We start from the raw sequence: 12,968 nt of genomic DNA, 5'->3' as shown, positions 1-12,968 counted from the left end.
CGGTGCTTTGTCGAAACAAAGCACCGCGTCGTTGTTCGTATCAATCAGGCCCGTGAGCCTGATTGTTTTCGGTGGTCACCGACTTTCCATTCCAAGCGTCACTGATTAGTAAACGCCTTGGCTGGCTTTGTCGTAGTGAGGTCGACCGTTTGGAACGCCTGGGTTGATGTTCTGCTCAGTGATCCGAACACGGCTGACCGGGTTGGGGTAGCTCATGCCAGGTTGTTGGCGAACATCGATTCGCATCTTCTCAACAGGTTGTGGAATGTTCATGTGAGTGTGGTTGCGAATCACATGCTTCTTCAAACCAGCGGGAGCACCCAATGGAATGTGAGGTGGTCCAGGCAATCCGATTGGCGTGCCAGTGTGCGGCATTCCGTACTGAGGAGCGTTGACGCCAGCGATCATGCCGGGCAATCCCATCGGTGTGCCAGACTTGCCAGCACTTGGTCCGCCGCATCCATCGGTCATCGCTGGAGCGAAAGGAGCAGGCAAGCCAGCGATGGGGGGACCCATCATGCCGCCCATTGCCATTCCGCCGTTGCCGCCAGCCATCTCGATGTCTTTGTCACCCAAACGGATGATGGCCAAGATGCTACCGCGACGGTCGGCTTCGACGATTGGGTCGATGCCTGGATCGAGGCGGGTGCTGACAAGTGTGTCGATACCGGCCAAGGCAGGACCTTGGAACTCGGGATCCGGTAGGTAGATGACTTTGGTGACGAAGTTACCAGTCAAGACTTGGTCGAAGTCTTCTTCGGTGAACTGGATCGGCACCGAGTTGTGAGCCAAGTAAGCACCGGTCCGTGGGTTGGCGTAGGCCAATTCAACGGTTGGGTACAATTCCACACCGGGACGGCTAGGAATGTTGGTCAACTTCAAGCGATACAGACCGCCTTGTGGGAAGTTCTGACGAGCGGGAACCACCATGGGTTCGCTGTCGAACATGCCGGCACCGGATTGGTCATAGCGAACTTGCATGCCATCTGGATTGCCAAAGGTAACCTGAGCAGTCGAAACCATCCCAGGCATCATGCCGGGTGGTGGCATCATTGCCACGCCGCCGCCAGGAGGAATGTTCGATCCGCCACCGAGACATCCGCCGCCACCGCAGCTACCGCCGCATCCGCAATCGCCACCGGCGAGTTGACGGAAACCGACTTGCTGAATTTCGGGGTTGCTCTGCCCTGCCTTCGCGATGCTGGAAGGCACTTCGCCGAGGACGCCATCGATGGCTCCCTCAGTGATCATGCCTTCGGTGCCTGTTGCAGCCGCAGGAGTGTTCGCTCCCATCATGCCGTAGGCTTGAGGACCCAACACACCGGGGCCGGGGCCTCCGACGCCTGGGCCAGGTTGCATCATCCGCTGTTCCGGAGGCAGGTTGTGGCGAACCGGCACACATCCGGTGGCGAGGATCGCCGTGGCCGCCGCAAGCGCCAAATGAGTGACGATTCGTTTCATCTTTTCCCCCGTCTTGGGTCGCTGGGTTCTTCCCCCAACACTCGTCATGAATTGAACAAGTCGACAAGCGACTCATTCGCGTTTCACGCGGCGTGGAACAAGAACTGGTTGTGATTCAATCGTTGAATCAAATCAAAATGGAAAGTCAGTGGTGTTCAGTTGTGACCAGATCTGACTGGACGCGAAGCGGGAAAACGACCTAAGATCGGCCAACCTTCCCCGCAACTGTTCTGTCAGGATCAGTCACTGCTCAGCTCATCGGCACGCGAGGGGGCATTTCTTTGGCAAAATCGTCATAACCTCCCCATGAAGATTCACCCGCACGACTGTTTTGACTGTCTGGACCATCACGACCGCTGCGGTACCAGGGTGAGTCGGCGGTTGGCCGGGAAGTCTCATCGGATGCGGAAAACGCTGGGAAAGCTGGCGTTTTGCCTCGTTGGTTGCTTCTTCCTGGGAGGCATCGCAACGGCGGTTTGCAACGACATTGCATCGAATTCAACAACTTCGATTGAGCCGAAAACGAATGGTCCCGCGGACCGGTTGATCTCACAAACCATTCAACGAGTTGCTCAGGGACCTGCATTTGACGCGAAAGTTCGCCAGCGGGTTTGGGTCAGCGGTCGCGAAATTTTGGGTGTGGGGACCTATGAACAAGCTGGCCAGGGCAGCGGGCAGTTCAATTTGCAAGTCACGATGCTGGATGGCGACGGCAAACACACGCTGCAACAAGTCAGCGACGGCCGATTGGCTTGGACACGAGAGCAGATCGGCGAACAGATCACTTTGCGACGAGTTGATGTGGGACGTCTTGACCAGTGGGTCAATGATTCACTCGCCTCGCTCTTTGGTCGCGGCTCGCTGAGTTCCAGCTCACCCGCCGCGTTGAAACCCAGCGTGCGAGTCGGCGCCTGGACAGAAATGCTGGACACCATCGCATCAGAACATGACCTGACGTTGCAATCCGGCCAACTCGAAGGACGCGACGTTTGGATTGTCAAAGGAACGTTGCGAGACGATGTGCGAGCACAGCGTTTACAAGAGTTTGGCACGACGACATGGCCAGAGCTCTGTCCCACACAGGTCGTGGTGTTGATCGCCCGCAGCAATGATCCCGAGTCTGACTTTGGCAAGGGACTGCCACTGCGAATCGAATACTGGGGCGATCCAGCAATGCCATCTTCCGTTGACGGGGAGAAAGCCTTGTCTGCGTCCGATGACGGTGGGCCAAGCGACGCTGACATCAATGCGAGCGAAGCCAGTGTGGTTGACGATTCCACGGTCGAGCCGCGAACATCCAGTCAACGAATGCTGAATTGTCCTTTGATCAGTTTGATTGAGCTGTATTCGTTGCGTCCGATTTCGCCACCGCCGATCGGACGTTTTCGATTCGAAAATCAAGACCTTGACGTCGAGTTCACCAACGAGACCGATCGCTACCTGTCCCGCTACGGGATCGCGATCACGGAACGTCAAAGTCGACTGCTCCGTCGCTAATGAATTCCAAATCATCTCGCTCTTCGCTTCCCACGGATGTCACGCTGGGAACCCGCTTGTTCTCATGGGCGAAACTGGTTCGATTGCCCAACGGATTCACCGTCGTCGCTGATGTATCGGCCGCGTTCTTGTTGGTGCTCGGCGCCAGCGGTTGGTTGCGATCAGGAGATGACACGGCTGGTTCCATCTGGCCCTCGATGGCTTTGGTGGTGGCATCCGGAGTCGCGTTGTACTGGGGTGGAATGGTGCTCAACGATGTTTTTGACATCCGAGCCGATCGTCGAGCCCGCAGCGAACGACCACTCCCACGTCGCGAAATTCGACTGGCCGATGCACGGTTGGTCGGTTGGACCTTGCTTGTCATTGGGATTATTCTCGCGTCATTGATCGGGTTGGTTCCGGGTGTGATCGCCATACTCTTGAGCGTTTGCATCGTCGCCTACGACGGTCCGTTCAAACGAACTCGCATCGCTTCGGTGCTGATGGGCGGATGTCGTGTTCTGAGCTTCCTGCTGGGATCCACCGCGGCTCACTCGGTAATCCCTGCGGAACAATGGCAGGGACGCGTCTCCGTGCTGGGCGAACCCGTCTGGATGCACATCACACCCGTCACGTTCGCCTTCGCGATCGGTATGGGACTGTACATCACCGGCGTCACCACGTTCGCGCGTCGCGAAGCGATTGGTGATCGCAGCATGCATCTGCCGCTGGGTTGGTTTGGCATGACACTCGGCGGAGTCGTGCTGGCTCTCGCACCGCGTTTTGCAGGTGTGTTGTCGAACGCTGACGTGCCAGTGAACTGGACCAAAGGTTGGCAAATTGATCCGGCCGTGATCTTCCCCGCGACGATTGCGTTGATGATTGTGCCGACGCTGGCGAGAGGTTGGACGGCGTGGCAATCACCGTCGCCCAAACGCATTCAGTTGACCATCAAATCCGCGATCATGGCGATCATCCCATTGATGGCCGCGATCACCATGCTCGGTGCCGGAGCCATCCCATCGCTCTGCGTCTTCGCATTGATGATCCCATCGATGTGGCTCGCCCGCCGCTTCCGAGTGACGTGAGCGAGACGATTCGACTTGAGCAGCTTTGCTCCGTCGAGATTACGATTGCATATAGTTTTTGATTTGACAATTTCGCAGAGTGTGCGAGAACAGTCGCACAACTCGATGTTTTCTTTTCTCGTTTGCTGGGTTTGCGTCGTCAAACCCCATTCATGTCATCGATGAAACTACGCCGCCAAATTGCTTGGGAGGCGGCACGTTTGATGTACTCGCGCGACGTCAGTGAGTACTACCAAGCCAAGCAAAAGGCGGCTCGAAGGATCCACAAAGGATGGGTCAAACCGGCTGACTTGCCCTCCAACGCCGAGATTCGCGAGCAAGTTCAAATTCTCGCTCGGTTGCATGAGGGAAGCGATCACCAAAGGCATCGCTTGCTGGAAATGCGATTGCGAGCCGCATGGTGGCTGCGTCAGTTGAAGGAGTTTCATCCCCGGTTGATCGGCAGTGTTCTCAGCGGCGCCATTCGGCAAGGTTCCGACGTGGACATTCACGTCTTTGCGTCCAATCCGCATCGCATCACGCTGAAGCTCGACGAATTTGGCGTCTACTATGACCTGCAACGCAAACGCGTGCAGAAGGATGGGGAGCAGAGGGTTTTCACGCACATCCATGTTCGCGATGAATTTCCAATCGAGCTCACTGTCTATCATCCATCCTTGCTCGGTTTTCGGTTCCGTAGTTCGATCACAAACAAAGCGATTGAACGGTCCAGCTTGTCCCAGTTGGAACGACTGATTGTGTTGGAGCACAACATCGATCCGCAGCAACAAGCTGCGAGGTTGAATGAAATGGATTCCTGCCCGGATCGTTTCGCCGTCTTTCTGTCGTTGTTGGTTCCTTTGGAAAACGTTCAGCAAAACCTGCGATTTCATCCCGAAGGCGATGCGTTGTTCCACAGTCTGCAAGTCTACGGGCACGCCAAGGAACAGATGCCCTATGACGAAGAGTTTTTGCTCGCAGCGTTGTTGCATGACGTCGGCAAAGCAATCGATCCGGATGACCACGTGTTGGCAGGCTTGGAATCGATCGAAGGGTTCGTGTCAAATCGAACGAGCTGGCTGATCGCCAATCACATGGAGGCACACAAAATCCATGATCGCACGATCGGAGCGCGGCGGCGCAAGCGTTTGGTCGCTCATCATTGGTATGAAGACTTGATCACTCTGGGTGAATGCGATCGAGCAGGTCGAGTCCCCGGGGCCCAAGTCGAGTCCATTGAAGAAGCACTTGACTACATCGAACAGATCGATGAAATGTTCGGTAGTTGAGTTCCAAAGTTCCGCAACAAATCGCCGAACCCGTGGTTTTTCACCTTAGAGCAAATGTTCTAACAACGCGTTCGTCGATGAAGTGAGGACTTCATCGACGGTTGTTGGATCAAGTGACGTTCCTGGCTCACCGCGTGATGATGTGTCGATTTTCCATAAGGGTTGCGATACAGGAACGGCGGGTGTCGCATCGATGAATTGGTTGAGCGATTGGGGCGGGATCGCCGTATCACTCATCGGATGAGTTGTGTCGTATGCATCTTCCGTCGGTCCGAATCGACAGATGAACGGTTGAGTAGCGGTGTTTTCGATTGGAATGAATTCTGACGCTCCTGAGGAAGGACCAAAACGCAATTGGTTGATGACTTGCAACGCGTCCAGTGCGGTTGATCGAGAATCTCCATTGACGTCAAAGTAGTGACCACTAAGACTCAACCGTGTTTCGGTTTGGGCGTGTGCGCTACTGAGATGGTTGATTACCAGCAGTGCATCCAGAGCCGAGACGCTTCCGCTACGATCAACGTCGTATGGAATGACGGGGTTTTGATCTTCGGACGTGGTTTCGAATTCGATCACCTGATCGCCTGCTGTCACGCGGTGGTACAGGCGGTTGTCGCGGATGATGGGTAGCAGCACCTCCCATTGTCCCGACCAAGTGAGGCTGGTGCCAGGCCCGACGGCAATTTGAGAGGGCCATGTCACAAGGGAATTGTCCGCGATGGACGAGTCGATCGATATTGACCCCAGGTCTTGACCGCTCAGGTCGAGGATGGACCGGTTTCCGACACGGTCGGTTGCGGTTGCAAAGAAATGGGAGGCATGGGCAGAGGTGATTGTGTGTTCGATGCGGTTAGTCGTGCCGGACTGTCGATGCGAGAGCGATCCATCATGGATCGAAAACAGTGACAATTGTGTGACACCCGAACCTTGGCGACCGAGTTCGTCACTGTCACTTGCTGAGGCACGGACAAGATGTGTGTCTGAATCAGTCTCGATGTCCAGCGAGATTTTAGGGGCGGTCACGTCAAACGACTGAATCTCAACGATGTAGTCTGCGCGCTGCTGAGAGGTTGGGATATGTCCCGGGTAATGATGCGTTGGGCCAATTGTTAGATCGGTACCCGGGTCGCCCGTGATTGTTCCTGTCACGACAAATTTTTGAGACCTTCGATTGGCAATTGGATCAAGAAGGAGAAACGAATTTGCGAACGTCCAGGTCGTCGAACGGGTATCGATCCGAACGTCAGTGTGTTCCGGCAGATGACCTATGTCGTAAGTTGTTTCATGATAGGGGTAGAAGAAGCCGAACTCGTCGCTGATGAAGGAGTCGGCGATAACGGCGGTCTCTCCGTGATCAGTCTTTTGAAAAATGGGATGGTTGAGGTGGAATCCTTCGATCGGCGCCTCACCATCAGCCAATGGAGCAATGTGAACCCAGAGTTCATACAGCCGGTCATTCGGAAGTTGGGCTGTGTTGCCTTCAACCGCTACGAAGTACTCGCCATCAGTGGGGATCACATAGTGTTGGAATGCACCCTGCTGCGGATATTGGTGATGACGCGAGCTCGCGGTCATGTATTGGCCAGCTTCGTTCGAAAGGCCTGACGTTGCAAAATAAGAGCTGGATCGATTGGGTGTCCAAACGGTGACCCAATCGCCGGCTGACGCGTCGATGCTCCAAAAATCGATGTCGTCATCTCGTTCCAACGATCCGATGCCCCGGACCAACCAATTCGAACCAGGTGCCTCAGGATCGAGATGGACTGCGCCAGTCCGGTCATCGTTTGCGGGACCCTCAAAAAGATACCCTTCTGGCAATTCATCGATCGAGAAGTCTGTCGAATAGCCATCGCCTTCCTCGAGCGGTTCGCCATATCGCGATTCGAAGCTAGCGGGCAGGTGCAGTCGATACTTGCCCTCACGCAGAACGTTCACTCCAGACTCAACGGAGAAGTGGAGACGGTCACGCTGTGCTTCTCCATGGGCGTACGCGAATTCGTGCCTGAGTGCGTAGGTTTGATCGTCCGAGGTACCGAACTGACCGTCTGCACCGGCTTCCACGATGGAGACTTCGGATGATTCGAACGAGCTTTCACTTAGGTTGCGATTGAAGGTCACTTCGAAATCCGACAGCATCTGGTCGGTCTCGACATTGTCCGAAGGTAGCCCGCGGATTTCCGTGACTTGGAACGGCACGGTGTCGATGACTTCCACGTTCAACACATACTGTCCATCGAAACCGGCGCCGTTCCCTTCCGGATTTGCCGCGACAAACACTTCATATTCCCCACGGTCGGTCGTCAACGCTCGAAAACTACCATCTTCGTCGGGAGAGATTTCGGTGAACGCTGAGCCCACACCATAAAGACCGATGACAGGTTCGACTTGACTCCACTCAGGTCGATCGATGGTGAACCGAACTTGAAGATTCGGTTCGAGGGAGCCGAGTTCGTACGTATCACGATCTGAAAGGAGGAGTGTCCCAGCGATTGATCCCCTCAGCGATCCATCCGGCGTCGAGTTCAACGCGATTGTGTCGCCATGTCCTTTGTACTGGTTTGCCTGTTCTCTCGATTCCAGCGTCTGGCCGGCAACAGTATCGACGCGCAATTCGTAGTCGCGTTGATACTCGCTGGAAATCAAGGTTCGCTTTTGAATGTGGATGTAGTATTCGCCGTCGCTCGGAGCTCGGAAACGGTTGACCAACGTCGACTTGTCGCCTTGTTGGTGCGTTGACAGAGAGCCAACGATTGCGTGGCCCTCGGAGTCCGTGACCGTGAGATCCAGGGTGTTAATCATCTCCGTCGTCAGCGTGACGCGAATGGTTTGTAAAGCCTCAGCCTCGAAGCTCCACCAATCGGTGTCGTTGAAGGTTTCAATGAGACCCACGCCCGATCGAGGCGTTCGCGAAAATCCGGTTCCGGTTGGATCCAATTGGAGTGGCAAAACGGTCGCTCGATCACGCTGGTCGTTGTCGAAACCTTCGAAGATTTCTGTGCTGTCGACGGCATCCAATTGGAAAAATTGCGAGACGACGTTGTCGCCATCCAATGTGTTTCCGGATAAGTCCGTGATGTCGGCATTCAGCGTCAGACGGAATTGCCCTGTGTCGAGCGGGCCATCCGTCACGATGAACTCGAAATTGGAACTGGTTTCATCGGTTGTCAGTTCGACGTCGAATGACCGGTCGTCATCGGTATCGAATTGACCGTCCTCGCCCGCTTCACGCAGATCAATCGAGTTGTTGTCCAACAACACTTCTTCGCTGAAGTTCAATTCGAAGCGACCGATCAGTTCATTGCCTACTTCGTCTGCTGCGGGCAAGCCCGGGGTTCCGAGAAGTTTCGGGGTGATGTCGTCATCAATCTCGATGTCGAGGATGTACTGGCCATGCAGACCGTATCCCGTGTCAGCCCGTACGACGGCATAGTACCTTCCGTCCGTTGCAATCGTGCCTTCGAAGACTTCTTCTGAAACATTGATGTCAAGAATTCTCTCGTAACCACGATAGAGTTCAACGAAAGGTTTCAGTGTGCTCCAGTGCGGAAGGATCGATCGGAGCGAGACTGTTGAGCCCGCGTTCAATGTTCCCAGGAAAAATCTGTCTTGTGGGGAGTCCGAGCCGAAAGCCAATGCTCCGGTGACTTTGGCCAATCGCGGATTGGTCGTTTCGTCAAACTCAATGTCTTCGGTTGTTGAATTGTGATTCGATTGTCTGGAATCAGTTTCCATCGCAATCGATTCGGAGACATCTAGAGAAAGCTGATAGGGTGCGTTTGCATCTGATCCTCTGGATCCTACGATCCGGACAAAGTACTGGCCTGCTTTTGACAATGAGGCTGCGTCAATCACACTTACATCGGATGCCAGCACATTTTCATCCGCGTCCAGTAATGTCAGTCCTCTTCCGTTGCCCGAAATGCGGACGGTGATTTCAGATGCCGCTGCTACGTCAAATGTCCAATAGTCCGGGTCTCCGTAGTAGCTGTTTAGCCCCAGGCCGGTTCGCGTCGTGTGCGAAAGTCCTGTTCCTCCCGAGTCAGGCGTCAATGGAATCGGCGTCGCCGTTTCAATGGTGTCGTTGTCGACTCCTTCAAAAACGAAACGTTCGGCATCAATCGCGATTTCGAACGATTTGCTGTACCCAGCACCAGCGGCCAAAGGATTCCCGAACAAGTCCGTTAGTTGATCCGAGATGGAAATCTGATAGTGGCCATCTGCGATGGGACCGTCCATGATGCAGACGACGAGTTCAGTCGGTGAATCAAGTTTGGATGTTGTATGGAAGAGTCGATCATCATCGGTAAAGAATTCGCCATCGACGCCAGCCTCACGTAGATCAATGATATGGTTCAGGTCGCCAGTCGCTTGGACTGGCTCACTCAACTCAAAACCAAACTCAACCAATGGCGAATCTGCGATGATATCGTGGGTGGGGATTCCCGATATCGATACGACTTGAGGGGCATCCGTGTCGGTGACGACAACGTCTAGCAGATACAGTGCATCGGGACCTGCAAACGAAGACACCGGATCATCTTCGTTTCGCGGAATTTCGATGATGGTCGACTTGCTGATGTAGGAGAAGACGTCTTTCAGCGTCCATTTGCCAGACTGATCCATGACTCCATCGCCATGCGATTCATGCGAGTGCAAGGCTGGCTCACCTTCCTGCCAATTGGTATAGGTAAGTTCTTCGCCGCTGGACCACCTCAGCGAATCGACAGACTCTTCTTCGCCCAGACTGATTCCAATCCAGGTTTCGCTATCGATTGGTTCAAAAAGCGATTGTTCTTCGGCGCTGTTGATCGCGAGCAAGTGTCCGCCGCTTTCGTGGGCCAATTGTTCCGCTTCTGTCTTTGTATTCCGACCTCGAAATTGATATCGGCTATTGTCAAAGACTGTTTCCTGCCGCACTCGCACCTCGTATGTGCCGGGACTTGGGATAACGGCTTCAACCTTGTCTCGAGCGGGATTTTGATCGACAACGATGCCGCGGGGGCCACGAAGCTCGATGATCGGTGCGGCTGTCCCGCCACTGGGAATGCTGGCGGTCAAATCGACTCGCGTTCCTTCCGCCAGAACTCCGAGCGAGTAGGAGTCGATGTCTTCGTCGTGCAGTCCGCTGGAAATCACACCGGCAACGCTTGCTGTTCCGATGCCCTGAAGTTCCGAAAGAAGTGGGGCAAGCGATTCGGTTTCGAAGGGCAAGCTCCCCTGCAGTACCCTCAGCTGATAGTTGTTGGCATCGTCGGAGGAAAATGACGGATCAACTTCAAGTAGATACTCACCAGCTTCCGGGACGAGGATCGATTTGTAATCGTGTGGGGAATATGGATCACTCTTGGTGACATAGTTCCCCTCCTCGTCGAAAAGAGTGGCACTGAATGTGAGTGCTAAACCACCTGAATTGACGTAGAGCGAAAGTTCCGTTTGCTCCTCAGTCGAAAGCGAAAATCGATTGCTGGTCTGATTCAGATCGCCGGTCGAGCGTGCAATTTGCAGGTCTCGTCCTTCCACAACGGGAGCAAACACGAGCGGCGTGCTATCGGGGATATCCGATGTGGCATCGGCGGCGAGCATCCATCGCGATTCCAATTGCTCCAGTCGCACGCGACGGTGGTTGGCAGTCGCACTCCTGCGGCGCGAACTTTGTCCGCGGCGGTTCCTTTGGGCTCGACCAGGAATCAAAGCTCTTCTCTCGAATTGAGTAACTTGCTGCGTTGGAGACTTCGAACCAATGGCAGCCAAATGTCAGCTCAGAGACCGAGTTGGATGCTGGATCGGTATTCAGTTCCAACGATTGTAGTTTCTCGGCATGCTCATTCCGAGCGTGCTTATCAAGAAGGGGCGTTTACGCTCAGTGAAATGCCGGTGCTCCACAAGGAAACGAGGTTCCGTGAGGTTGCCGGATTTTGTTGCAGCCATTGGCACATCGCGAGGCGTCGTTCGGGGCCCGTCGCGTCCTGGATCAACGCGGTGCGGACTTTGGGTTGGCCACCGGCCTCGTTTCGCCAAAAGCGTTCTGCTGATTCGTCGGCCAGGTGGTCGCCAAAACGAACGGAGAAGTCGGAGGTTTCGCCCACGAACAACACGGAATCGTCTTGGGCGAGCACCTGGTACAGGCCGCCTTTGGAGGAGCCGCTTTTCGAACTCGGTCCGGCGGTGGTGGTCCAGTTTTTGGCTGCTGAGAACTTGGGGGATGATCGCTCAGGTTCGTCCGCCCCGGGTTGGTGCTCTCGGGCGGTAGTCGCCCATGATCGCAGTTGGGTCGCACACCAACGAAGCGTCAATGGATCAGCGTCAGCCGCATGCATCACTGCTTCTCGATCAAATTCTGAAAGTAACTTCGGATCGGTAAAGACATCGTCCAAGCTGTGTTCGGGATAACGTTGCACTAGGATCGCCCACGCCAATTCAGCGGCGTAGCTGAATCGTTCGAGAGTGGTGGTGGGGATCGTTGTGGGACGTTGCGTGTGAACGCCCTCGGCGGTGAGTGCACCGGACGCGCGAAGTTCGATTAGTCGCTGGCGGCGGGAGGCAGCGGGCTCGCGTTCGGAGATCCGGCGACAGGCGGATTCCAGGCGATCGCTGAGGACCGGATCGAGCAGCACCCGATCGACGGAGTGGCCATCATGGATTTCGCGGAAGGCGTTGATCAATTCGCCATCGGTCATGGAACGCAGGGTTTCAAACTGGAATTCCAACTGAGGTCCCACTTGTTGGGTTGCCCAGCGTTGTCGTTCCTCTTCGCGAGCGAGTTTCTCCGCTTTGGTTTCGTTCTTCTTTCCGTTGGTGGCCGGGGCACTGCGAAGAGGGTCTGCGGCACCTGTCAGCGGATCGCCAACACGAATTTGTTCGAGACGTTCGGTTCCGAGCGAAACGTATTCTTCGCTCATTTCAAAGCTGATGAATTCGCGACCGAGTTTCTTGGCAACGGCGACGGTGGTGGCACTGCCGCTGAAGGGATCCAGCACTTTGTCGCCGGGGTCGCTGCAGGCTCTGATGATGCGTCCGAGCAACTGTTCGGGCATTTGACATCCGTGGAAACCGGCACGCTCTTTGAACGTGCCCGCGACTCGGGGGAAGTACCAGATGTCTTCGTCGGCCGTGAAGCCGTAAGGCAGGTCCTGAGGACGCAGGATCCAAGTGTCATCAGGCATCCGGCCTTTGCTGTTGGCTCGGCGGTCGTTGTAAACCAATTGCCGGGCCGACGGCACACGCACGGATGGATCGTCGGCGTTGAACTTGAAGTGTTTTTCGTCTTTGACGAAGTGAAACAGGTGGGCGTGCGAACGCGTGAACTTGTATTTGCAGTGCACGCCAAAGGTGTAATACCAGATGACCCAACTGCGGCACTGGAAGCCGATCTTTTGTGCGAGCACTTTCAGTTCGGCAGCGTATTCGTCACCAATCGCCAGCCAGAAGGCTCCGTCGTCGGCCAGCACCCGGTGCACACCGCGAATCCAGCTCTCGGACCACTGCAGGTACTCGTCCGTTTCCAACGAGTCGTCGTAGACGTCGTAGGTGTAGCCGATGTTGAACGGCGGGTCAGCGAACGCCAAATCGATGCATCCGGCCGGCAGCTCTGCCATGCCTTCGACGCAATCTGAAACGTGAATTTGTCCGAACGCTGGGGAAGTCTTCAAAACATTCGGATCCGTTCATGGGCCAC

At 55.2% G+C, this 12,968-nt stretch carries 6 protein-coding genes; 3 read left to right on the top strand and 3 right to left on the bottom strand.

The window, feature by feature from the left end:
• Window positions 1-105 precede the first annotated feature (105 nt).
• Window positions 106-1,461 carry a hypothetical protein gene (locus CEE69_RS20495; protein WP_099262488.1) on the bottom strand — a complete coding sequence of 452 codons (1,356 nt, stop codon included), beginning with the start codon at window positions 1,459-1,461 and terminating at the stop codon, window positions 106-108.
• A gap of 402 nt (window positions 1,462-1,863) precedes the next feature.
• Here CEE69_RS20495 and CEE69_RS20490 point away from each other — a divergent pair, with 402 nt between their 5' ends.
• From CEE69_RS20490 to CEE69_RS20480, 3 genes are all read left to right on the top strand, one after another.
• Window positions 1,864-2,958, top strand: a complete 1,095-nt coding sequence (locus CEE69_RS20490) for a hypothetical protein (RefSeq protein WP_390179989.1) — start codon at window positions 1,864-1,866, stop codon at window positions 2,956-2,958.
• The gene (locus CEE69_RS20485; protein ID WP_099262486.1) at window positions 2,958-4,025 is read left to right on the top strand and encodes a UbiA family prenyltransferase; all 1,068 of its coding nucleotides are present in this window, start codon (window positions 2,958-2,960) and stop codon (window positions 4,023-4,025) included. Before CEE69_RS20490 ends, CEE69_RS20485 begins: the two co-directional genes overlap by 1 nt.
• 152 nt (window positions 4,026-4,177) lie before the next feature.
• Window positions 4,178-5,293 (top strand): HD domain-containing protein, encoded by a 1,116-nt coding sequence (locus tag CEE69_RS20480; protein ID WP_099262485.1) that lies wholly within the window; start codon window positions 4,178-4,180, stop codon window positions 5,291-5,293.
• Between the two features lie 45 nt (window positions 5,294-5,338).
• On the opposite strand, the gene CEE69_RS20475 is transcribed toward CEE69_RS20480, so the two are convergent.
• Both CEE69_RS20475 and CEE69_RS20470 read right to left on the bottom strand, forming a co-directional pair.
• A complete protein-coding gene (locus CEE69_RS20475) occupies window positions 5,339-10,876 on the bottom strand; it encodes a pre-peptidase C-terminal domain-containing protein (protein WP_233215470.1) in 5,538 nt (1,845 codons plus the stop codon).
• Window positions 10,877-11,133: 257 nt separating this feature from the next.
• Window positions 11,134-12,942, bottom strand: coding sequence for a DNA-methyltransferase (locus CEE69_RS20470; protein WP_099262483.1), 1,809 nt, complete (start codon window positions 12,940-12,942; stop codon window positions 11,134-11,136).
• Window positions 12,943-12,968: the final 26 nt, after the last annotated feature.

The sequence above is a fragment of the Rhodopirellula bahusiensis genome, assembly GCF_002727185.1.
GTDB classification, from domain to species: Bacteria; Planctomycetota; Planctomycetia; order Pirellulales; family Pirellulaceae; genus Rhodopirellula; species Rhodopirellula bahusiensis.
This window is presented reverse-complemented; position numbering and strand designations above follow the sequence as displayed.

Bases quoted from the DNA above. Each gene is read 5' to 3' on its own strand.
- CEE69_RS20495 (WP_099262488.1), bottom strand. From the start codon at position 1,461: ATGAAACGAATCGTCACTCATTTGGCGCTTGCGGCGGCCACGGCGATC.
- CEE69_RS20490 (WP_390179989.1), top strand. From the start codon at position 1,864: ATGCGGAAAACGCTGGGAAAGCTGGCGTTTTGCCTCGTTGGTTGCTTC.
- CEE69_RS20485 (WP_099262486.1), top strand. From the start codon at position 2,958: ATGAATTCCAAATCATCTCGCTCTTCGCTTCCCACGGATGTCACGCTG.
- CEE69_RS20480 (WP_099262485.1), top strand. From the start codon at position 4,178: ATGTCATCGATGAAACTACGCCGCCAAATTGCTTGGGAGGCGGCACGT.
- CEE69_RS20475 (WP_233215470.1), bottom strand. From the start codon at position 10,876: ATGCTCGCCGCCGATGCCACATCGGATATCCCCGATAGCACGCCGCTC.